This is a genomic window from Streptomyces spiralis, from assembly GCF_014654675.1.
In the GTDB taxonomy this organism is placed as follows: Bacteria; Actinomycetota; Actinomycetes; order Streptomycetales; family Streptomycetaceae; genus Streptomyces; species Streptomyces spiralis.
The window spans coordinates 47,115-68,529 of record NZ_BNBC01000045.1; the positions used below are offsets into that span (position 1 = coordinate 47,115).

A 21,415-nucleotide genomic window follows, 5' to 3' on the forward strand; every position below is an offset into this window, starting at 1 on the left:
CTCCCGCGGGCAGGCGCCTAACTGCCGCCGGTGTGCACTTGGAAGGCGGCCCGGCGGACCGCCTTCGCCAGGGCGGGGTCGGGGTGGGCGGCGGCGAGCGCGACCAGCACCTGCACGGTACGGGGGTGGCCGACGGCCCGTACCTCGTCCAGCAGCGCGGGGACGGTGGGCTGCAGCGCGGCCTCCAGGTGGCGGACGAGCATCGGGGCCTCTCCGTGGTCGGCGACGGCGGCGGCGGTGTCCACCCACAGCCACGTGGCCTCCTCGCGGGTGAGGACCTCGTGGGCGTCCTCCGGGTCGACGCCGTCGTGCTCCGCCAGCCACAGCAGGGCGTACGGCCGCAGCGCGGGCTCGTCGAGCACGGCGCGTACGTCGGGCTCGGCGGGGGCGCCCACGACCCGCAGCGCCTCGAAGGCGAGCCCGCGCAGCAGGGCGTCCTCGCCGCGTGCGGCACCGAGCAGTTCGGTGACGGCGCTGCCGACGGGGCGGGCGGCGAGCCAGGCCCGGTACTCGGCGCGGGCCGCGTTCGGGCGCAGCTGGGCGCAGCCGCGGAGCATGTCCTCGGCCGCCTGCTCGATGTTCCCCGCGGGGCTCTGGGCGGCGACGCAGATCTGCTCCAGCTTGACCCAGACCGCCCAGCTGCCCAGCGGGGTGAGCGTGGCCTGGCCGTCGCCGTAGGTGAGCGCGCCGACGGAGGCGAGCGCCCGCAGCGCCCAGTCGAGCAGGGGGGCCAGTGCACCGGCCTCGGCGGGGCCCGCGAGGCTCGCCGGCTCGGCGGCGGGTACGGCGGGCTGGGCGTCGTAGGGCACCTCGCAGCGTGCGGTGCGCAGCTCGGTGACGCGCTGCCGGAGGAGGTCGAGGAGCTGCTCGACCGGGACGGGGCCGGCCGAGAGCTGGAGGAAGGACAGCACCTGCGGCATGGCCGAGACGACTTCGGCGACGGCGGCGGCCTCCTGGTCCCCGGGCTCCGGACAGGCCAGCGACCAGGCGTCGAAGAGGGCGACCCAGCCGCGCAGCACGGCGCTGTCGTCGCGGTCCCAGGCGCGCAGCCGCCAGCCGGGGCGGGCGTTGTCGCCGTGCACCTCGACCAGGCCGGCGAGGCGGGCGGTGTCCCAGTCGGCGCGGACCTGGTCGACGCCCAGACGCAGCTCGGCGGCGGCCTGCCGCGCGGTCGCCTCGGAGAGGGTGGCCTTGCCGTCGGCGGTCGCCCCGTTCCGGCCGGGTCCGAGGGCGGCGTCGGCCCAGCGGGCGACGCGGACCGCCCCGGCGAGGCCGGAGCGCGCCATTCTGGCCAGTTCCGCGGGTGCCGGGGTGCCCTCCGGGGGGCGCGGTGCGGCGCGGCGCGGGCGCCGCTGGTTCACGGCTCGGGGGGCGGCGGCCAGGGGTCGTGGTCGGACGAGTCGAAGCCTGGAGTCGCGCGGGATACGGGACGTCACGGGTGCAGTCTTCCGTTTGACGGTCCGAAAACCCAAACGGAATGTCACGGCGGGCGACGGAGATGGCCAACGCAGGGGTCCCCAGGGTGCCCGACAGAGCGGAACAAGCCAGCCCCACATCCCCAAACGGAACCACCTCGGCCGCCCACCGCCCCCCGCGGCCGGCCGAGTCTCCGCAGCCGCTCCGGTCCCCCGTGATCAGTCCCGTCGGGCCCGGGCGCGGGGCCCACCCGACACGCCTCGTCCGCGTGTTCGGCCCGGGCTGCCCGGTCGCCCCCACCCGCCCGTCGGGCCGCCCGTCCGCCGGGGCCGCGCGGCCCCGTCACATCAGCGGGGTGAGGAAGCGGCGCAGGGCTTCCTCGTAGCTGTCGGGGTCGGCGTTCCACATGGCGCTGTGGGGGGCGTTCGGGACCGTGTGCAGGGCCACCAGGTTGGGGTGGCGGGCGGCGAGGCGGCGGGAGTAGCGCCAGGGGGCCACCTCGTCGCCGGGGCCGTGGAAGATCAGCGTCGGCACGGTGAGCCGCGCCGGGTCGTTCGCCCGGGCGAGCCGGTCGCCGTACAGGCCCACGCGGCCCTGCGCGGCACGCACCGCGAGCGGCAGCAGGGGGCGCGGTGTGTGCCGTGCCTTGGCCAGGGCGCGCAGTGTCGCCTCCCAGTCGAGCACGGGCGAGTCCAGGATCAGCCCGGAGACGCGCTCGCGCAGGTCCGACTCGAGGGCGGCGCGCAGCGCCATGGTGGCGCCGGTGGACCAGCCGTGCAGGACGACCCGTTCGGCGCCGTACCGCACGGCGTAGCCGATCGCCGCGTCCAGGTCGCGCCACTCGGTCTCGCCGAGGTGGTTCAGGCCGTCCGGGGAGCGGGGCGCGCCCGGGTCGCCGCGGTAGGTGACGTCGAGCACCGGGAAGTGCCTGCGGTGCAGGAACTCCATGATGTTCAGGGGGAGTTCGCGGGTGGTGCCCAGCCCGTGCACGGTGATCACCCAGGTCTCGCGGACCCCCGGCACGAGCCAGGCGGGCAGCGTGCCGAGCTCGCCCGGGACCTCCACGTCGTCGTGGTGCAGGCCGAGGGCGGAACGGGGGTCGCCGACGTACAGGTTCGGGGTGAGCCAGACCTTGTCGCGGGGGTGCGGCAGGCCGTGCGTGACCCGTTCCAGTCGGCGTACGACGGTGTCGGGCAGGTGCGGGGCGTCCGGCAGGACGGGACCGACGACCGCGTGGGAGCCGTTGCCGGCCAGGCCGTAGGTGCCGGGCCGCAGGGAGGCCAGGTCCCGCGTGAGCGTGATCTGGCCCGCGGCCGTGCTGTGCACGGTGAGCCTGGGTTCGGTGGGCAGGGGCCGGCCCGGGGGCGCCTTGAGCGCGGCGTCGCTGGCGAGCCGGCCGGCGGCGACGCTCGCCGCGCCGGCCGCCAGGGTCGCGGTGACGGCCGCTGCCGTCGCTCTGACTACTGTGCGCACAGGTCCAGTGTCGTGGCGTACCCGGTCACCGGCCAGTGGGAGGAAGGGTCGGGGTGACATGTTCCTGCGAGTTCCAGAAAGAGCCGGCTTCACCCCTCACTGGCCGGCTGTCCGTAGCCCCGCAGCCGCTCCGTCACCCGGGCCAGCTGTTCGCTCGACAGCAGGGACGGGGCCAGGCCCGGCACCGAGGACGCGGTCAGCCACAGCCGGCACATCCACTCCAGCTGGGCCGTGCGGTCGTAGGCCTGGTCGAGGGTGGCGCCGTAGGTGACGGTGCCGTGGTTCTGCAGGAGGCAGCCGGAGCGGTCGGCGAGGGCGCGCAGCATGTTCTGGGCCAGTTCCTCGGTGCCGTAGGTCGCGTAGGGGGCGACACGCACCGGACCGCCGAGCGCGGCGGCCATGTAGTGGACCAGGGGCAGCTCGGGGACGAGTGTCGAGACGGCCGTCGCGTGCACGGCGTGGGTGTGGACGACGGCGGCCGCTTCGGTGGCGCGGTAGATCGCCAGGTGCAGGGGCAGCTCGCTGGTCGGGACCAGCGTGCCGAGCACCTGCCGGCCGTCGAGTCCGACGCCGGTGATGTCGTCCGGCGTGAGCCGGTCGTACGGCACGCCCGACGGCGTGACCAGCACGATCTCCCCCACGCGCACCGACACGTTGCCGGAGGTGCCGACCACCAGCCCGTCGGTCACCGTGCGCCGGGCCGTCGCGACCAGCTCGCCCCAGGCGCGGGCCTCCGGCTCCCGCACCTCCCGCGCGCCCCCGGGATCTGTTGCATCCGTCACTCGCATGTCCCGCTCAGCCATGCCGTGATCCTTTCAGCCCGGACGTGCGGCAGGCCAGGGACAGCCGGTCCTCCGGGCCGCGGGCAACGGCCCGCGCCGGCGAAACGGAACCTCGGGGAAGCAGATTCGGACACTCCGAGGACCGACCCAGTTCATCTTCCGTTCACCCTGGTTACCTACGTTCAACCAGCCAATGACGCTCGAACGATTGCCTGGGTAAATGGAAAGCTTCTCGCTGATCCTCGCGATTGTGGTGGTAACCGCACTCGCGTTCGATTTCACGAACGGTTTCCACGACACCGCCAACGCGATGGCCACCACCATCTCGACCGGCGCACTCAAGCCCAAGGTCGCGGTGGCCATGTCCGCCGCGCTCAACCTGGTGGGCGCCTTCCTCTCCGTGGAGGTCGCCAACACGATCTCCAAGGGCCTCGTCGACGAGGCCGGCATCCGTCCCGAGGTCATTTTCGCCGCCCTGGTCGGCGCGATCCTCTGGAACCTGCTGACCTGGCTGGTCGGGCTTCCGTCCAGTTCCTCGCACGCCCTGATGGGCGGTCTGATCGGCGCCACGATCGCCTCGGCCGGCGTCGGCGCCGTGCACGGCGACGCCCTGGTCACCAAGGTCATCATCCCGGCGGTCGCCGCCCCGGTCGTCGCGGGCCTCGCCGCGATGCTCGCGACCCGGCTGTCGTACACGATCGGCAGGAAAGCGGACGGCAAGGCGGCCGAGAAGGGCCACCGCGCCGGGCAGATCGCCTCCGCCGGCCTGGTCTCGCTCGCCCACGGCACCAACGACGCGCAGAAGACGATGGGTGTCATCACCCTCGCCCTGATCGCCGGCGGCGCCATCGCCCCCGGCTCCAACCCTCCCACCTGGGTCATCCTCTCCGCGGGTCTGGCGATCGCGCTCGGCACCTACATCGGCGGCTGGCGGATCATCCGCACCATGGGCACGGGCCTGACCGACCTCCAGCCGCAGCAGGGCTTCGCCGCTCAGACCAGCGCGGCCACCGCCATCCTGGCCTCGTCCCACCTCGGCTTCTCGCTCTCCACCACGCACGTCGTCTCCGGCTCGGTGATGGGCGCGGGCCTGGGCCGCAAGGGCGGTGTGGTCCGCTGGTCCACCGCGGGCCGCATGGCCGTCGCCTGGGTGCTCACGCTGCCGGCCGCGGCGCTGGTCGGCGCGGGCGCGGAGGAGGTCACCGGGCTGGGCGACTGGGGCACCGCGCTCGTCGCCGTGTTCCTCGTGGCCTCGAGCGCGGCGATCTGGAAGATCTCCCGCCGCCAGGTCGTCGACCACACCAACGTCACCCGGACCGCGAGCGAGGAGCCGGCCGGGGTCGTGACCCAGGCGATCGCCGCCGTGACCCCGCCCCCGGCGGCCCCCGCGCCCGCCTCCACGGCACCGGTCTCCACGGACGAGTCCCCCGCGGTCGAGTCGCTCACGGCGACGATCCCCGCCCAGCCGACCACGCCCGTCATCGACGCGCCGGTGATCGACGCGACAGTCATCGACCCGCCCGTCATCGACATGTCCGTCATCGATCCGGCGCCCGCGCCTGCCGCGTCCACTCCGGCCACCCCGCCGGCCGCCACCGTCTGACCCCCGCACACCCGGCACCCAAGGAAGCATCACCATGAAGATCGACTGGGCAGCCCTCGGCTCCGTCTTCGGCGTCAGCCTCGCGGTCACCGTGGGCCTGGTGGCACTGTTCACCCTCGGCATCGCGGGTCTGTCCCGGCGGGAGCGGACCGTCGCGCAGGGCGACGGCGGCGGGGCCCTCGCGGTCACCGGCGCCTACGTCTGCTTCGCCGCCTGTGCCGCCGCGGTGGCCTACGGCATCTACCTCATCGTCGGCAAGGGCTGACAGCCGGTCAGAACCGCTGTCCGGACCCCGGAAGTCAAGAGCGTCCCACCGCCCGCCCCGTCCGCGTCGCCACCTCGGCGAACGGGCGGGGCGGGCTTTTCGCGCCGCCGGTGTGGGCCTCATCTCAGTATCCCTTCGCAGGTCAACAGCGAGTTGACGGCTGTTCGCGGCGCGTGGTGGACTGCCGGAGCCATGTACGGCGGCAGGAGAGGAAGCCGGTGCGAATCCGGCGCGGTCCCGCCACTGTCACCGGGGTAGGAACCCCGGGAGCCAGGAACTCTCACCGCCGGTCTCGTCGAACCAGGGCGTGGACACCCTGAGTGAGGACATATCGCCATGCGCGGCTGCCGACCGAGGTCCATCAGCAACGCTCTGCCCGACCCCGAAGTCGGCTGAACCCATGGGTGCCGATCGCGTCTTCGCGTACGGCGCCGCCGCCGGCCTCCTCGGTGACCTCCTCCTCGGCGATCCTCGCCGGGGACATCCGGTCGCCGTGTTCGGCAGGGCCGCGGGCGCCGTGGAACGCGTGCTGTGGCGGGACCACCGGGGCTGGGGCGCACTTCATACGGCCCTGTGCGCCGGCGGCGCCGCCGCGCTCGGTGCCGCCGCCGCGCGCGCCGTCCGTACCTCCCCCGTCGCCTCCGCCGCCCTGACCGGCGTCGCCACCTGGGCCGTCGTCGGCGGGACCTCCCTCGCCCGGGAGGCGCGCACCATCGGCCGGGCGCTGGAAGCGGGCGACGTGACGGCCGCCCGCGCGCGGCTGCCGCACCTGTGCGGGCGCGACCCGCAGGCGCTCGACGCCGACGGTATCGCCCGGGCCGTGGTGGAGTCGGTGGCCGAGAACACCTCCGACGCGGTGGTGGGCGCGCTGGTGTGGGGCGCCGTCGCCGGGGTGCCGGGGCTCGCCGGGTTCCGGGCCGTCAACACCCTGGACGCCATGGTCGGGCACAAGTCATCCCGGTACCGGCGCTTCGGCTGGGCCTCGGCGCGCCTGGACGACCTGGCCGGCTGGCCGGGTGCGCGGCTCACCGCCGTCCTCGCGGCCGCGGCCGGCCCGGACCCGCGGGGCGCCCTGCGCGCCTGGCGCGCCGACGCCGACCGGCACCCGAGCCCCAACGCCGGCCCGGTCGAGGCCTCGTTCGCGGGGGCGCTCGGGGTGCGGATGGGCGGCACGTTGTCGTACGGGGGGCGCGTTGAGCACCGGCCGGTGCTCAACGGCGCCGGGCGCGCCGTGCGGGTCGGGGACATCGAGCGGGCCGTACGGCTCTCACGGCGCGTGAGCTGGCTCGCGCTCGGCACCTGCGCCGCCGTCAAGCTGCTGTGCAACCGCGGCATCCGCAGCAACCGTCCGACGAAGGGACGTAGGTCATGAGCGGTGGTCTGCTCGTCGCCGGCACCACCTCCGACGCCGGGAAGAGCGTCGTCACGGCCGGGATCTGCCGGTGGCTGGTGCGGCAAGGCGTCAAGGTCGCGCCCTTCAAGGCGCAGAACATGTCCCTCAACTCCTTCGTCACGCGCGAGGGCGCGGAGATCGGGCGGGCGCAGGCCATGCAGGCCCAGGCCTGCCGGATCGAGCCGACCGCGCTGATGAACCCGGTGCTGCTGAAGCCGGGCGGGGAGCAGAGCAGCCAGGTGGTGCTGCTGGGCAAGCCGGTGGGCGAGTTGAGCGCGCGCGGCTACCACGGCGGACGCCAGCAGCGGCTGCTGGGCACCGTGCTGGACTGCCTCACCGAGCTGCGGGGCACGTATGACGCCGTGATCTGTGAGGGGGCGGGGTCTCCGGCGGAGATCAATCTGCGCCGGACGGACATCGTGAACATGGGGATCGCGCGGAACGCGCGGCTTCCTGTGCTGGTCGTCGGGGACATCGACCGCGGGGGTGTCTTCGCCTCGTTCTTCGGGACGGTCGCGCTGCTCTCACCGGAGGACCAGGAGCTCGTCGCCGGGTTCCTCGTCAACAAGTTCCGGGGGGACGTCAGTCTCCTGGAGCCCGGACTGGACATGCTCCAGGACCTCACCGGGCGGCGGACGTACGGCGTCCTGCCCTTCCGGCACGGGCTCGGCATCGACGAGGAGGACGGGCTGCGCGTGTCCCTGCGGGGCACCGTCCGCGAGTCGACCGTGGCTGCGCCCGTCGGCGAGGACGTGCTGCGCGTCGCCGTGTGCGCGATCCCGCTGATGTCCAACTTCACCGACGTGGACGCGCTCGCCGCCGAGCCCGGTGTCGTCGTGCGGTTCGTGGACCGCCCGGAGGAGCTGGCCGACGCCGACCTGGTGGTGGTTCCGGGGACGCGCGGGACCGTACGGGCGCTTCAGTGGCTGCGCGAGCGCGGGCTCGCCGACGCGCTCGTGAGACGGGCCGCCGAGGGACGTCCGGTCCTCGGGGTCTGCGGCGGCTTCCAGATCCTCGGCGAGCACATCGAGGACGAGGTGGAGTCGCGCGCCGGGGCCGTCGCCGGCCTCGGTGTGCTCCCGGTCCGGGTGCGGTTCGCCCGCGAGAAGACCCTCACCCGGCCGGTGGGCGAGGCCCTCGGCGAGCCGGTCGAGGGGTACGAGATCCATCACGGGGTCGCCGACGTCACGGGCGGAGAGGCGTTCATCTTCGATGACCGGGGACACGGCCTGGACGGCTGCCGGGTCGGCCAGACCTGGGGCACGCACTGGCACGGCTCGCTGGAGTCGGACGCCTTCCGGCGGGCGTTCCTGCGCGAGGTCGCGGCCGCCGCGGGCCGCCGTTTCACGCCGGCCCCGGACACCTCGTTCGCCGCGCTGCGCGAGGAGCAGCTGGACCGGCTCGGCGACCTGATCGAACAGCACGCGGACACGGACGCGCTGTGGCGGCTCATCGAGTCGGGCGCGCCGCAAGGACTGCCTTTCATCCCACCGGGAGCGCCCGCATGAGCACAGTGTTGTTGTTGTCGACCGCCGACACGGATCTGCTGGCGGCCCGGGCCTCCGGCGCCGCCTACCGGATCGGCAACCCCACCCGGGTGGACGTGGCGCAGGAGCTGCCCGGCCTGCTCGACGGCGCGGACCTCGCCGTCGTACGGCTGCTCGGCGGCAAGCGCGCCTGGGAGGAGGGGCTGGCCGCGCTGAAGGCGTCCGGGGTCCCGACCGTGCTGCTGGGCGGGGAGGCCGTGCCGGACGCCGAACTGATGGCCGAGTCGTCCGTGCCGGCCGGTGTGGTGGCCGAGGCGCTCAGGTACCTGGTCGAGGGCGGCCCCGCGAACCTGCTCGAGCTGTCCCGGTTCCTGTCCGACACCGTGCTGCTGACCGGCGAGGGCTTCGAGGAACCGCGGAAGATGCCGGAGTACGGCGTCCACGGCTCCCACGAGCTCCGCGACGGCCGCCCGACCGTCGGCGTGCTCTTCTACCGCGCCCACGAACTCAGCGGGAACACCGCTTTCGTGGACACCCTGTGCGACGCGATCGAGGCCCGGGGCGCCAACGCGCTGCCGGTGTACTGCGGTTCGCTGCGCGGCGCGGACGCCGGGCTGTACGAGCTGCTGGGGCAGGCCGACGCCCTGGTCGCCACCGTGCTCGCCGCCGGCGGCACGCACGCCTCGCAGGCGTCGGCGGGCGGTGAGGAGGAGTCCTGGGACGTCGGCGCGCTGGCCGACCTCGACATCCCCGTCCTGCAAGGACTGTGCCTGACGTCGTCGAAGAACGCCTGGGACGAGTCCGACGCCGCCCTGTCCCCCATGGACGCGGCGATGCAGGTCGCGATCCCGGAGTTCGACGGCCGGCTGATCACCGTGCCGTTCTCCTTCAAGGAGCAGGGTCCCGACGACGTGCCGGTGTACGTCGCCGACCCCGAGCGGGCCGCCCGGGTGGCCGGGATCGCCGTACGGCACGCGCAGTTGAAGCACAAGCCGAACGCGGACAAGAAGCTCGCACTCGTCTTCACCGCGTACCCGACGAAGCACTCACGCGTCGGCAACGCGGTGGGGCTGGACACGCCGGCTTCGGCGGTACGCGTGCTCGACGCGCTCAGGGACGCGGGGTACTCGCTCACCGAATACCCCTCCGGCGGCGACGAGTTGATCCACCGGCTCATCGAGGCCGGCGGCCACGACGTGGAGTGGCTGACCGAGGACCAGCTGGCCGCCGCTCCCGCGCGCGTGCCGCTCGCCGACTACCGGGCGTGGTTCGACAAGCTCGACCCGGAGCTCAGGGACGGGATGCTTCGGGCGTGGGGCGAGCCGCCGGGTTCGCTCTACGTCGACGGCGACGACATCGTGCTGGCGTCCCTGCAGTTCGGGAACGTCGTCGTGATGATCCAGCCGCCGCGCGGCTTCGGCGAGAACCCGATCGCGATCTACCACGACCCGGACATGCCGCCGTCGCACCACTACATGGCGGCCTACCGCTGGCTCGAGAACAGTTTCGGCGCCGACGCGATCGTGCACATGGGCAAGCACGGCACGATGGAGTGGCTGCCGGGCAAGGGACTCGGGCTCAGCAGCGGGTGCGCGCCGGACGCCGTCCTCGGTGATCTGCCGTTGATCTACCCCTTCATCGTCAACGACCCCGGCGAGGGCACCCAGGCCAAGCGGCGCGGGCACGCAACCGTCGTCGACCACCTCGTACCGCCGATGGCCCGCGCGGACACCTACGGCGACCTGGCCAAGCTGGAGCAGCTGCTCGACGAGTACGCGCTCGTCTCCGACCTGGACCCGGCCAAGGCGCCTGCCGTCCGCGCGCAGATCTGGACGCTGGTGAAGGCCGCCGAGCTCCACCACGACCTGCACGTGGCCGAGCAGCCGGACGACGACGAGTTCGACGAGTTCGTCATGCACATCGACGGCTATCTGTGCGAGATCAAGGACGTGCAGATCAGGGACGGGCTCCATGTCCTCGGCGGCGGCCCGGTCGGCGAGCCGCGCGTGAACCTCGTCCTCGCCGTACTGCGCGCCTCGCAGGTGTGGGGCGGGCAGGCGAACGCCCTGCCCGGTCTGCGGGCCTCGCTGGCCGACCGCTTCGGGCTCGCCGAGAAGGAGCTGCTGGCGGAGCCGGGCGCCCCGGTGAAGGTGCCGGTCGAGCTGACGGACCTGGCGGACGGCCCGTCCCGTACGGCGGCGGACGCGATCGACCTGCTGGAGCAGCTGTGCCGGCGGATCGCGGAGGGCATGGAGGAGCGGTCCTGGGACCGCACGGCCGTGCGCGCGGTCCTGAAGGACGCGCTCGGCACCGAACTCCCGGACGTGGTCGCGGTGCTGGAGTTCGCCTGCGCCGAGGTCGTGCCGCGGCTCGCCCGCACCACCGACGAGATCGGGCACATCCTGCGGGCGCTGGACGGCGGTTACGTCCCGGCCGGCCCGTCCGGCTCCCCGACCCGCGGTCTGGTCAACGTGCTGCCCACCGGCCGGAACTTCTACTCGGTCGACCCCAAGGCCATCCCCTCGCGGCTGAGCTGGGAGGTCGGCCAGTCGCTCGCCGACTCCCTGGTGCAGAGGTATCTGCAGGACACGGGCGAGTACCCGAGGTCCGTCGGCCTGACGGTCTGGGGCACGTCCGCGATGCGCACGCAGGGCGACGACATCGCCGAGATCCTGGCGCTGCTGGGCTGCCGCCCGGTCTGGGACGACGCCTCGCGCCGGGTGACGGGCTTCGAGGTCGTGCCCCTGGCGGAGCTGGGCCGGCCGCGCGTCGACGTCACGGTCCGCATCTCCGGGTTCTTCCGCGACGCGTTCCCGCACGTCGTCGGCCTGATCGACGACGCCGTACGGGCCGTGGCCGAGCTGGACGAGCCCGCCGGGAGCAACTTCGTGAAGGCCCACGCGGACGAGGACACCGCCGCGCACGGCGACCGGCGCCGGGCCACGGCCCGGATCTTCGGCTCCAAGCCGGGTGCGTACGGCGCGGGTCTGCTGCCGCTGATCGACGCCCGCAACTGGCGTTCGGACGCCGACCTCGCCGAGGTGTACGCGGTGTGGGGCGGCTACGCCTACGGGCGCGGCCTCGACGGGCGGGCGGCACGCGGGGACATGGAGACGGCGTTCCGGCGGATCGCGGTGGCCGCGAAGAACGTGGACACGCGCGAGCACGATCTCGTCGACGCCGACGACTACTTCCAGTACCACGGCGGCATGGTCGCCATGGTGCGGCATCTGACGGGTTCCTCGCCCGAGGCGTACGTGGGCGACAGCGCCGTACCGGACCAGGTGAAGACCCGGACGCTGGGCGAGGAGACCCACCGTGTCTTCCGGGCCCGGGTGGTCAACCCGCGCTGGATGGCAGCCATGCGCCGGCACGGCTACAAGGGCGCCTTCGAGATGGCGGCGACCGTGGACTACCTGTTCGGCTACGACGCGACCGCCGGGGTCGTCGACGACTGGATGTACGAGAAGCTCAGCGCCGAGTACGTCTTCGACGCCGAGAACCGGGACTTCATGAAGAAGTCCAACCCGTGGGCGCTGCGCGGCATCACCGAGCGGCTGCTCGAGGCGGCGGACCGGGGGCTGTGGGCCGAGCCGGACGCGGACACCCTGGAGCGGCTGCGCGCCACCTATCTGGAGCTCGAGGGCGACTTGGAGGGCGACGAGAAGTGAGTACCCCCTTTCCGTTCACGGCCGTCGTCGGCCAGGACGACCTGCGGCTCGCGCTGCTGCTGAACGCCGTGTCCCCGGCGGTCGGCGGGGTGCTGGTGCGCGGCGAGAAGGGCACGGCCAAGAGCACGGCCGTCCGTGCCCTGTCGGCGCTGCTGCCCGAGGTGGACGTCGTCCCCGGGTGCCGGTTCTCCTGCGACCCGGCCGCCCCCGACCCGGGCTGCCCCGACGGCCCGCACGAGCCGGGGCCGGGTGCGCAGCGCCCCGCCCGCATGGTGGAACTCCCCGTCGGCGCCTCCGAGGACCGGCTGGTGGGCGCCCTCGACATCGAGCGGGCGCTCTCCGAGGGCGTCAAGGCGTTCGAGCCGGGGCTCCTCGCCGACGCCCACCGCGGCATCCTCTACGTCGACGAGGTCAACCTGCTCCACGACCACCTGGTCGACCTGCTGCTGGACGCGGCCGCGATGGGCGCCTCGTACGTCGAGCGCGAGGGCGTCTCCGTGCGGCACGCCGCCCGGTTCCTGCTCGTGGGGACCATGAACCCCGAGGAGGGCGAGCTCAGGCCGCAGTTGCTGGACCGGTTCGGGCTGACCGTGGAGGTCGCGGCCTCGCGGGAGCCGGAGCAGCGGGTGGAGGTCGTCAAGCGGCGCCTGGCGTACGACGCCGACCCGGCCGCCTTCGCGGCGCGCTGGGCCGAGGAGGAGGCCGCGGTACGGCAGCGGATCGCGGCGGCGCGGGCGCTGCTGCCGCAGGTACGCCTGGGCGACGGTGCGCTGCGGCAGATCGCGGCGACGTGCGCGGCGTTCGAGGTGGACGGCATGCGCGCCGACATCGTGATGGCGCGTACCGCGACCGCGCTGGCGGCATGGGCCGGGCGCACCGACGTGCTCGCCGAGGACGTGCGGCAGGCCGCGCTGCTGGCCCTCCCGCACCGGCGGCGGCGCAACCCCTTCGACGCTCCCGGCCTTGACGAGGACAAGCTCGACCAGACGCTGGAGGAGTTCTCCGGCGAGTCCCCCGACGACGATCCCGACCCCGACCCCGACCCCGACGGCGGTGGCGGCGGTGGTCAGCCCGCGCCGAACGCCGGTCCGCGGGGCGGGGACTCCGGGGCGCGGCCCGAGGAGGGCGACGGCGGGCAGCCGCAACCGTCCGGCGCCCAGGAGCAGCCGGCCGCACGCGCCTCGGAACCCTTTCGCACCAAGGTGCTGAGCGTGCCCGGGATCGGCGAGGGTGCCGCCGGGCGGCGTTCGCGGGCGCGCACCGAGCACGGGCGCACCACCGGGGCGCGCCGGCCGCAGGGGGCGCTGACCAAGCTGCACCTGGCGGCGACCGTGCACGCGGCGGCCCCCCACCAGCGGGCGCGCGGCCGGTCCGGGCCGGGTCTGGTCATCCGCCGGGACGATCTGCGGCAGGCGGCCCGGGAGGGGCGTGAGGGCAACCTCGTGCTGTTCGTGGTCGACGCCTCCGGGTCGATGGCGGCGCGGCAGCGCATGGGCGCCGTGAAGGGTGCCGTGCTGTCGCTGCTGCTGGACGCCTATCAGCGGCGGGACAAGGTCGGGCTGGTGACCTTCCGGGGTTCCGGTGCCGAGGTCGCGCTGCCGCCGACCTCCTCCGTGGACGCCGCCGCCGTGCGCCTGGAGTCGCTGCCGACCGGCGGCCGTACGCCGCTCGCGGCCGGCCTGCTGAAGGCGCACGAGGTGCTGCGGGTGGAGCGGTTGCGGGACCCGGCGCGGCGGGCGCTGCTCGTGGTGGTGACCGACGGGCGGGCCACGGGTGGTCCGGAGCCGGTGGCGCTGGCGGGGCGGGCCGCGCGGCTGTTCGCGGCCGAGGGTGTCGCGTCCGTGGTCGTGGACTGCGAGTCGGGGCCGGTGCGGCTGGGGCTCGCCGGGCAGCTCGCCGGTGAGCTGGGCGGTACGGCCGTCACGCTCGACGAGCTGCGGGCCGACTCCATCGCCGGGCTGGTCAGGGACGTTCAGGGCAACAGGAGGGCCGCGTAATGCCACAGGGGCAGCCGAGTGTCGTACCGGACGACGGGCTGACGACGCGTCAGCGGCGCAACCGGCCGCTCGTGGTCGTGCACACCGGGGTCGGCAAGGGCAAGTCCACCGCCGCCTTCGGGCTGGCGCTGCGCGCCTGGAACCAGGGCTGGCCGATCGGAGTGTTCCAGTTCGTCAAGTCGGCGAAGTGGCGGGTCGGCGAGGAGCGGGCGCTGCGCGTGCTCGGCGACTCCGGCGAGGGCGGGAGCGTCGCCTGGCACAAGATGGGCGAGGGCTGGTCGTGGGTCCAGCGGGATGCCCAGATGGACAACGAGGCCAAGGCCCGCGAGGGCTGGGAGCAGGTCAAGCGGGACCTGGCGGCCGAGACGTACCGGCTGTACGTGCTGGACGAGTTCGCGTACCCGATGCACTGGGGCTGGGTCGACACCGAAGAGGTCGTCGAGGTGCTGCGCGACCGGCCGGGCACCCAGCATGTGGTGATCACCGGGCGGAACGCGCCGGAGAAGCTCGTCGGCTTCGCCGACCTCGTCACCGACATGTCCAAGGTCAAGCACCCCATGGACGTCGGGCAGAAGGGTCAGAGGGGCATCGAGTGGTGAGTTCCCCGTCCGTGCCCCGGCTGGTCGTGGCCGCGCCGGCCTCCGGCAGCGGCAAGACCACCGTCGCCACGGGGCTGATGGCCGCCCTGGCCGGGCGGGGGCTGTCCGTGTCCCCGCACAAGGTCGGACCGGACTACATCGACCCCGGGTACCACGCGCTCGCCACCGGGCGCGCGGGGCGCAACCTGGACGCCTACCTGTGCGGGCCCGAGCTGGTCGGACCGCTGTTCCTGCACGGGGCGCGCGGGTGCGACATCGCGGTCGTCGAGGGCGTGATGGGCCTGTACGACGGGGCGGCGGGCGAGGGTGAGCTGGCGTCCACGGCGCAGGTGGCGAAGCTGCTGCGGGCTCCCGTCGTGCTCGTCGTGGACGCGTCCTCGCAGTCGCGGTCGGTGGCCGCGCTGGTGCACGGGTTCGTGACGTGGGATCCGGAGGTGCGGGTCGGAGGGGTGATCCTCAACAAGGTCGCCTCGGATCGGCACGAGGTGCTGTTGCGGGAGGCCCTGGACTCGGTCGGGGTGCCTGTGCTGGGGGTGCTGCGACGGGCGCCGCAGGTCGACACTCCGTCGCGGCATCTCGGGCTGGTGCCGGTCGCCGAGCGGCGGGCGGCGGCCGTGGAGGCGGTCGCGGCGATGGGGGCGCAGGTCTCCGACGGCTGTGACCTGGACGCGCTGACGGCGCTGGCGCGGAGCGCGGGTCCGTTGACGGATCCGGCCTGGGACGCGGCCGAGGCCGTGGCCGGACCGTCCCCGGACGGGGCGGTGGTCGCCGTCGCCGGCGGAGAGGCGTTCACGTTCTCCTACGCCGAGCACGCCGAGCTGCTGCGAGCCGCCGGCGCCGACGTCGTCCCCTTCGATCCGCTCCGCGACGAGCGACTGCCCGAAGGGACGCGCGGGCTCGTGATCGGCGGCGGGTTTCCCGAGGTGTACGCCGCCGAGCTGTCCGCCAACGAACCCCTCCGCAAGGCCGTCGCCGAGCTCGCGCTCAGCGGTGCTCCCGTCGCCGCCGAGTGCGCCGGGCTGCTGTATCTGTGCCGGGAGCTGGACGGCCGCCCCATGTGCGGCGTGCTCGACGCCACCGCACGCATGACTGAGCGGCTGACCCTCGGCTACCGGGACGCGGTGGCCGTCGGGGACAGTGCGCTGGCCGCCGCCGGGACGCGGATGCGGGGGCACGAGTTCCATCGCACGGTCGTCCAGCCCGGCGCCGGTGCGGCTCCCGCCTGGGGACTGAGGGCTCCCGTGCGGCGGGTCGAGGGTTTCGTACAGCAGGGCGTGCACGCGAGTTTTCTGCACACGCACTGGGCCGCCGCGCCCGGTGTCGCCCGTCGGTTCGTGGAGAGGTGCCGGACGTCATGAGCAGCAGGCTGATCGGGGTCGGGGTCGGTCCGGGCGATCCGGAGCTGGTGACTGTCAAGGGGGTGGGCGCGCTGCGCGCGGCCGACGTCGTCGTCGTCCCCGTGATGGACACCGGGGAGCGCGGACGCGCCGAGGCGACCGTGCTGCACTACGTGCCCGAGGAGAAGGTCGTCCGGGTCGTGTTCGCGCTGAACGAGCGGTCCGACCGGGCGCGCCGGGAGGCCGCGTGGGACGCGGCGGGCGAACGGGTCGCCGGGCTGCTGAGGGACCGCGGCTCGGTCGCCTTCGCCACCATCGGCGACCCCAACGTGTACTCGACGTTCACGTATCTCGCGCAGACCGTCGCGGATCTGGTGCCCGGCGTGGTCGTGGAGACCGTGCCCGGCATCACCGCCATGCAGGATCTGGCGGCGCGGTCCGGGGCCGTGCTCACCGAGGGCACCGAGCCGTTGACGCTGGTGCCGGTGACCGCCGGGTCCGCCGTGCTGAAGGAGGCGCTGGCCGGGCCGGGGACGGTCGTGGCGTACAAGTTCGGGCGGCAGGCCGCCGAGGTCGCCGAGGCGCTGAGGGAGACCGGGCGGCTCGGGGACGCCGTGTGGGGGTCGGCCCTCGGGCTGCCCGAGGAGTCGGTGCGGCCGGCCGCCGAGCTGGACGGGGCGCCGTTGCCGTATCTGTCGACGCTGATCGCGCCGCCCAGGCGGGACGGCGGGCGGGGCGGGAAGCTGTGACACCCGGCATGCGGTCGTCCGGCGATCCGGTCACGCGGTCATCTGGAGATCCGGTCACGCGGTCATCCGGAGATGCCGACCACCAGCCAGATGAACGCGGCGCCGGCCACCGTGCACAGCAGGGTGGAGCGGGCCGGGTGCTCGTGGTGGGCCTCGGGCAGGATCTCGGCGGCGGCGAGGTACAGCAGTGCACCGCCGAACAGGCCGAGATAGCCGCCGAGGACCGGCTCCGGGATGGTGAGGAACGCCGACGCGGCCGCTCCGGCGATGGGCGCGACGGCGTCCGCGAAGAGCATCGCGAGAGCCTTGCGGCGGGCGTTGCCGTACAGGCTGGTGAGGGTGAAGGTGTTGAAGCCGTCGGCGAAGTCGTGCGCGATCACGGCGAGCGCCACGGCCGCGCCCATGCCGCCGCCCACCTGGAAGGCCGCGCCGATCGCCAGGCCGTCCATCGCGCTGTGGCCGACCATCGCCGCGGCGGCCGTCAGGCCCACCTCGGGCGCGCGATGGTGATCACGCTCCTCGCCGCCGTGCGCGGCCTGCCGTGCGGCCAGCAGCCGCTCGACCAGGTGGGCCATCAGGAAGCCGGCCACGAACAGCAGCAGGGCCGCGGGTACGCCGAACACCTCCCGGCCCGCCGCGTGCAGCGCCTCCGGCAGCAGGTCCAGGCCGACCACGCCCAGCATCAGGCCGCCCGCCAGTCCGAGGACCAGGTGGCGACGGTCGGTCACCCGCTGTGCCGTCCAGCCGCCGGCCAGCGTCATCAGGAACGCGCCGAGCGCGACGAAGACCGCCATGTGCCCTTGCTATCCGATCAACCCCCGATCGCGCACATCCGGCCGTCTTCCCACCCCCACACAACGTGACATTCCGTACGAGAGGATCCGACCCCATGGCCGATGCCCCCACCGGCAAGGTGACCTTCGTCGGTGCCGGCCCCGGCGCCGCCGACCTGCTGACGTTCCGTGCCGCGCGCGCGATCGCCGACGCCGACGTCGTGATCTGGGCGGCCAGCCTGGTCCAGGCGGAGGTCCTCGAACACGCGCGTGAGGGCGCGGAGATCCTGGACTCGGCGGCCATGTCCCTGGAGGACGTCGTCGCCGTGTACGAGCGGGCCCACGCCGAGGGCCTGAAGGTGGCCCGCATCCACTCCGGCGACCCGGCGCTGTGGGGCGGCACGCAGGAGCAGCTCGACCGGTGTGCGCGCATCGGGATCGCCACGGAGGTCGTGCCCGGTGTGTCGTCCTTCTCCGCCGTGGCCGCGCTCGCGCAGCGCGAGCTGACCATTCCCGAGGTGGCGCAGTCGGTCGTGCTGACCCGGCTGGGCGGCGGCAAGACGCCGATGCCGCCCGGCGAGGAGGTGCGCGAGTTCGCCCGGCACGGCACCACCATGGCCGTCTTCCTGTCGGCGGCGCGCAGCGGGCAGCTGGTGCGGGAGCTGCTCGAGGGCGGCTACCCGACGTCCACGCCGGTCGTCGTCGCGTACCAGGCGACCTGGCCGGAGGAACTGGTCGTGAAGTGCACGATCGGGACGCTGGAGGAGACGGTCAAGGAGCACAGGCTCTGGAAGCACACCCTCTTCCTGGTCGGCCCGGCGCTGGACGCGCACGGCACCCGTTCGCACCTGTACCACCCCGGCCACTTCCACGGCTACCGCAAGGCCGACCCCGAGGCCCGCAAGGCCCTGCGTGCCCGGGGTGCGAGCACATGACCTCGAAGATCACGGTCGTCGGTACGGGCACGGGCGCCGCGTACGACGGTGAGGTGCTGCGCGGCGCCGAGCTCGTCGTGGGCGGACGGCGGCACCTGGACGCCGCACCGCTCCCGGAGACCGCCGAGCGGGTGGTGCTGGGGCCGCTGGCACCCGCCCTCGACGTCATCGAGGAGTACGCCGGCAAGGAGCGGCGCGTGGTCGTGCTGGCCTCCGGCGACCCCGGGTTCTTCGGGATCGTGCGGGCGCTGGCCGAGCGGTTCGGGTCCGGGCGGCTGGACGTCCGCCCGGGGGTCTCCTCCGTCGCCGCCGCCTTCGCGCGGATCGGGCTGCCCTGGGACGACGCCGTGGTGGTCAGCGCGCACGGCAGGGAGCTGCGCACGGCCGTCAACGTCTGCCGGGCCCGGCCGAAGGTCGCCGTGCTGACCGGGCCGGGGGCCGGGCCCGCCGAGCTGGGGGCCGCGCTGGCCGGTACCTGCGGCGACCGGGTGCTGGTCGTGGCGAGCGCGCTCGGCGATCCGGAGCGGGAGCGCGTGGAGCGGGTGACGCCCGACGAGGCCGCCGCCCGCGACTGGGGGCCGGCGGTGAGCGTGGTGGTCTGCCTGGACGAGGCCCGGGCGCTGGGGCCGGTGCGTACGGTCGCCGGGGTTCCGGACCGGCCCGGCGGATGGGCGCTGGACGAGGACGCGTTCGCGCACCGCGACTCGATGATCACCAAGTTCGAGGTGCGGGCGCTGGCCCTGGCCCGGCTCGGGCCGCGCCTCGGGGACCTGGTGTGGGACGTGGGCGCCGGGTCGGGGTCGGTGGCCGTGGAGTGCGCGCGGCTCGGCGCGGCCGTCGTCGCCGTCGAGAAGACGGCGGACGGGGCGGAGCGCGTCCGCGCGAACGCGCGGGCCCACGACGTGGACGTGCGTGTGGTGCGCGGCGCGGCGCCTTCCGCCCTGGACGGGCTGGATGACCCCGACGCGGTGTTCGTCGGCGGCGGGGGCGCGGACCTGCCCGCGATCGTCGGCGCGTGCGCGCGGCGGGCGCGGCGGACCGTGGTCGTCGCCATGGCCGCGCTGGACCGGGTGCCGGCGGCGCGGGCGGCGCTCACGTCCGCCGGGTTCGAGTGCGACGGCGTGCTGCTCCAGTCGTCGCGGCTGGCGCCGCTGCCGGGGGACGTGACCCGGCTGGCGGCCACCAATCCTGTGTTTCTGCTCTGGGGCGTCAGAACCCCGGTTTCCGATGAAGGAGTTGTCCAGTGATCGGCCTGATTTCCGCCACCGCGGCGGGGGCGGCGGCGCGGGACCGGCTGGCCGCGGCGTGGCCGGACCGCACCCGGGTGTACGAGGGTCCCGTCGGGGAGGCCGTACGGGCCGCGTTCGCGGAGTGCGAGCAGCTGGTGTGCTTCCTGGCGACGGGTGCGGTGGTGCGGCTGATCGCTCCGCTGCTCGGCGACAAGACGGCCGACCCGGGTGTGGTGTGCGTGGACGAGGGCGTCCGGTTCGCGGTGTCGCTGGTCGGCGGGCACGGCGGCGGCGCCAACGAGCTCGCCCGCGAGGTGGGCGAGTCGCTGGGCGCCGAGCCGGTGGTGACGACGGCGACGGACGCGGTCGGGCTGCCGGGGCTCGACACGCTCGGGTTCCCGTACGAGGGTTCGGTGGCCGTGGTCTCCCGCGCCCTGCTCGACGGCGAACCGGTGGCGCTGGAGGCCGAGGTGCCGTGGCCGCTGCCCCCGCTGCCGGCCTCGGCGCAGGGGTCGTACACCGTCCGGCTGACCGACCGGGCCGTCGAACCGGGTGAGCGCGAGGTGATCCTCCGGCCGCCGTCCTTGGTCGTCGGGGTGGGGGCGTCCAAGGGAGCGCCGGCCGAGGAGGTGCTCGGGCTGGTCGAGGACGCGCTCCGGGAGGCCGGGCTGTCGGTGCGGTCGGTGGCCGAACTCGCCACCGTGGACGCCAAGTCGCAGGAGCCGGGCATCGTGGCCGCCGCCGAGCGGCTGGGGGTGCCCCTGGTGACGTACCCGGCCGGGGAACTGGCGGCCGTCGAGGTGCCCAACCCCTCCGGCGCCCCGCTCGCGGCCGTGGGCACCCCTTCCGTGGCGGAAGCCGCGGCGCTGGTGCGCGGCGGTGAACTCCTCGTGCCCAAGCGGAAGTCCGAGCGTGCAGACGGGCTGCCGGCCATGGCGACCTGCGCCGTCGTACGGCGTCCGGGGCGCGGCCGGCTCGCGGTCGTCGGGCTCGGTCCCGGGGCCCGGGACCTGCTGACCCCGCGCGCGGCCGAGGAGCTGCGGCGCGCCTCCGTGCTCGTGGGGCTCGACCAGTACGTCGACCAGATCCGCGACCTGCTGCGGCCGGGCACCCGGATCCTGGAGTCGGGCCTCGGGGCCGAGGAGGAACGGGCGCGCACGGCGGTCGCCGAGGCCCGGCTCGGGCACGCGGTCGCGCTGATCGGCAGCGGCGACGCGGGCGTGTACGCCATGGCCTCGCCCGCGCTCGCCGAGGCCTCGGACGACATCGACGTGGTCGGCGTGCCCGGCGTGACGGCGGCGCTGGCGGCCGGGGCGATCCTCGGCGCGCCGCTCGGGCACGACCACGTGTCCATCAGCCTCTCCGACCTGCACACGCCGTGGGAGGTCATCGAGCGGCGGGTGCGGGCCGCTGCCGAGGCCGACCTCGTGGTGACCTTCTACAACCCCCGCTCCCGGGGCCGGGACTGGCAGCTGCCCAAGGCGCTCGCCGTCCTCGCCGAGCACCGGGAGCCGACGACGCCGGTCGGCGTCGTACGCAACGCGTCCCGTCCGGACGAGTCGAGCCGTGTGACGACGCTGGCCGGACTGGACCCGGCGACGGTCGACATGATGACGGTCGTGACCGTGGGCAACACCGCGACCCGGAACATCGCGGGGCGCATGGTGACCCCGCGCGGCTACCGCTGGCAGGAGGGCGCCCGGTGA

At 74.4% G+C, this 21,415-nt stretch carries 16 protein-coding genes and 1 riboswitch; of the genes, 12 read left to right on the plus strand and 4 right to left on the minus strand.

The window, feature by feature from the left end; all coding sequences use genetic code 11:
- Positions 1-17 precede the first annotated feature (17 nt).
- From IE318_RS34425 to IE318_RS34435, 3 genes are all read right to left on the minus strand, one after another.
- Entirely contained in the window at positions 18-1,436 is a 1,419-nt protein-coding gene (locus IE318_RS34425) for a hypothetical protein (protein ID WP_189906668.1), read from the minus strand.
- Between the two features lie 322 nt (positions 1,437-1,758).
- Entirely contained in the window at positions 1,759-2,889 is a 1,131-nt protein-coding gene (locus IE318_RS34430) for an alpha/beta hydrolase (RefSeq protein WP_189906669.1), read from the minus strand.
- An 89-nt stretch (positions 2,890-2,978) separates the two neighbouring features.
- The gene (locus IE318_RS34435; protein WP_189906670.1) at positions 2,979-3,692 is read right to left on the minus strand and encodes a class II aldolase/adducin family protein; all 714 of its coding nucleotides are present in this window, start codon (positions 3,690-3,692) and stop codon (positions 2,979-2,981) included.
- A gap of 199 nt (positions 3,693-3,891) precedes the next feature.
- On the opposite strand from IE318_RS34435, the gene IE318_RS34440 reads away from it, so the two are divergent.
- From IE318_RS34440 to cobI, 9 genes are all read left to right on the plus strand, one after another.
- Complete coding sequence (locus IE318_RS34440) at positions 3,892-5,274, plus strand: inorganic phosphate transporter (RefSeq protein WP_189906671.1); 1,383 nt, start codon at positions 3,892-3,894, stop codon at positions 5,272-5,274.
- Positions 5,275-5,308: 34 nt separating this feature from the next.
- The gene (locus tag IE318_RS34445; RefSeq protein ID WP_189906672.1) at positions 5,309-5,539 is read left to right on the plus strand and encodes a hypothetical protein; all 231 of its coding nucleotides are present in this window, start codon (positions 5,309-5,311) and stop codon (positions 5,537-5,539) included.
- Positions 5,540-5,699: 160 nt separating this feature from the next.
- A riboswitch (cobalamin riboswitch) is annotated at positions 5,700-5,838 on the plus strand.
- Positions 5,839-5,939: 101 nt separating this feature from the next.
- A complete protein-coding gene (locus IE318_RS34450) occupies positions 5,940-6,911 on the plus strand; it encodes a cobalamin biosynthesis protein (protein WP_189906674.1) in 972 nt (323 codons plus the stop codon).
- Positions 6,908-8,440 (plus strand): cobyric acid synthase, encoded by a 1,533-nt coding sequence (locus tag IE318_RS34455; protein WP_189906676.1) that lies wholly within the window; start codon positions 6,908-6,910, stop codon positions 8,438-8,440. The genes IE318_RS34450 and IE318_RS34455 overlap by 4 nt, the downstream gene beginning before the upstream one ends.
- Positions 8,437-12,090 carry a cobaltochelatase subunit CobN gene (gene cobN, locus IE318_RS34460; protein WP_189906678.1) on the plus strand — a complete coding sequence of 1,218 codons (3,654 nt, stop codon included), beginning with the start codon at positions 8,437-8,439 and terminating at the stop codon, positions 12,088-12,090. The genes IE318_RS34455 and cobN overlap by 4 nt, the downstream gene beginning before the upstream one ends.
- Positions 12,087-14,087, plus strand: coding sequence for a putative cobaltochelatase (locus tag IE318_RS34465; RefSeq protein WP_189906680.1), 2,001 nt, complete (start codon positions 12,087-12,089; stop codon positions 14,085-14,087). The genes cobN and IE318_RS34465 overlap by 4 nt, the downstream gene beginning before the upstream one ends.
- A complete protein-coding gene (gene cobO, locus IE318_RS34470; RefSeq protein ID WP_189906682.1) occupies positions 14,087-14,686 on the plus strand; it encodes a cob(I)yrinic acid a,c-diamide adenosyltransferase in 600 nt (199 codons plus the stop codon). Before IE318_RS34465 ends, cobO begins: the two co-directional genes overlap by 1 nt.
- Entirely contained in the window at positions 14,680-16,044 is a 1,365-nt protein-coding gene (locus IE318_RS34475) for a cobyrinic acid a,c-diamide synthase CobB (protein ID WP_189906684.1), read from the plus strand. Before cobO ends, IE318_RS34475 begins: the two co-directional genes overlap by 7 nt.
- Positions 16,041-16,772 (plus strand): precorrin-2 C(20)-methyltransferase, encoded by a 732-nt coding sequence (gene cobI, locus IE318_RS34480; protein WP_030180848.1) that lies wholly within the window; start codon positions 16,041-16,043, stop codon positions 16,770-16,772. The genes IE318_RS34475 and cobI overlap by 4 nt, the downstream gene beginning before the upstream one ends.
- Positions 16,773-16,834: 62 nt before the next feature.
- Here the strand turns inward: cobI and IE318_RS34485 are convergent, their stop codons facing one another.
- Positions 16,835-17,566 (minus strand): ZIP family metal transporter, encoded by a 732-nt coding sequence (locus IE318_RS34485; protein WP_030180852.1) that lies wholly within the window; start codon positions 17,564-17,566, stop codon positions 16,835-16,837.
- A gap of 95 nt (positions 17,567-17,661) precedes the next feature.
- Between IE318_RS34485 and cobM the strand changes: the two genes are divergently transcribed.
- The 3 genes from cobM to cobJ are packed head-to-tail and all read left to right on the plus strand — an operon-like array spanning position 17,662 to position 21,415.
- Positions 17,662-18,480 carry a precorrin-4 C(11)-methyltransferase gene (cobM, locus tag IE318_RS34490; RefSeq protein ID WP_189906686.1) on the plus strand — a complete coding sequence of 273 codons (819 nt, stop codon included), beginning with the start codon at positions 17,662-17,664 and terminating at the stop codon, positions 18,478-18,480.
- A complete protein-coding gene (gene cbiE / locus IE318_RS34495) occupies positions 18,477-19,727 on the plus strand; it encodes a precorrin-6y C5,15-methyltransferase (decarboxylating) subunit CbiE (RefSeq protein WP_189906688.1) in 1,251 nt (416 codons plus the stop codon). Before cobM ends, cbiE begins: the two co-directional genes overlap by 4 nt.
- Complete coding sequence (gene cobJ / locus IE318_RS34500; RefSeq protein WP_189906690.1) at positions 19,724-21,415, plus strand: precorrin-3B C(17)-methyltransferase; 1,692 nt, start codon at positions 19,724-19,726, stop codon at positions 21,413-21,415. The genes cbiE and cobJ overlap by 4 nt, the downstream gene beginning before the upstream one ends.

Excerpts from the sequence above, each read along its gene's own strand:
- IE318_RS34435 (WP_189906670.1), bottom strand. The coding sequence starts at position 3,692 with ATGGCTGAGCGGGACATGCGAGTGACGGATGCAACAGATCCCGGGGGC.
- IE318_RS34440 (WP_189906671.1), top strand. The coding sequence starts at position 3,892 with ATGGAAAGCTTCTCGCTGATCCTCGCGATTGTGGTGGTAACCGCACTC.
- IE318_RS34445 (WP_189906672.1), top strand. The coding sequence starts at position 5,309 with ATGAAGATCGACTGGGCAGCCCTCGGCTCCGTCTTCGGCGTCAGCCTC.
- IE318_RS34450 (WP_189906674.1), top strand. The coding sequence starts at position 5,940 with ATGGGTGCCGATCGCGTCTTCGCGTACGGCGCCGCCGCCGGCCTCCTC.
- IE318_RS34455 (WP_189906676.1), top strand. The coding sequence starts at position 6,908 with ATGAGCGGTGGTCTGCTCGTCGCCGGCACCACCTCCGACGCCGGGAAG.
- cobN (WP_189906678.1), top strand. The coding sequence starts at position 8,437 with ATGAGCACAGTGTTGTTGTTGTCGACCGCCGACACGGATCTGCTGGCG.
- cobO (WP_189906682.1), top strand. The coding sequence starts at position 14,087 with ATGCCACAGGGGCAGCCGAGTGTCGTACCGGACGACGGGCTGACGACG.
- cobI (WP_030180848.1), top strand. The coding sequence starts at position 16,041 with ATGAGCAGCAGGCTGATCGGGGTCGGGGTCGGTCCGGGCGATCCGGAG.
- IE318_RS34485 (WP_030180852.1), bottom strand. The coding sequence starts at position 17,566 with ATGGCGGTCTTCGTCGCGCTCGGCGCGTTCCTGATGACGCTGGCCGGC.
- cobM (WP_189906686.1), top strand. The coding sequence starts at position 17,662 with ATGGCCGATGCCCCCACCGGCAAGGTGACCTTCGTCGGTGCCGGCCCC.
- cbiE (WP_189906688.1), top strand. The coding sequence starts at position 18,477 with ATGACCTCGAAGATCACGGTCGTCGGTACGGGCACGGGCGCCGCGTAC.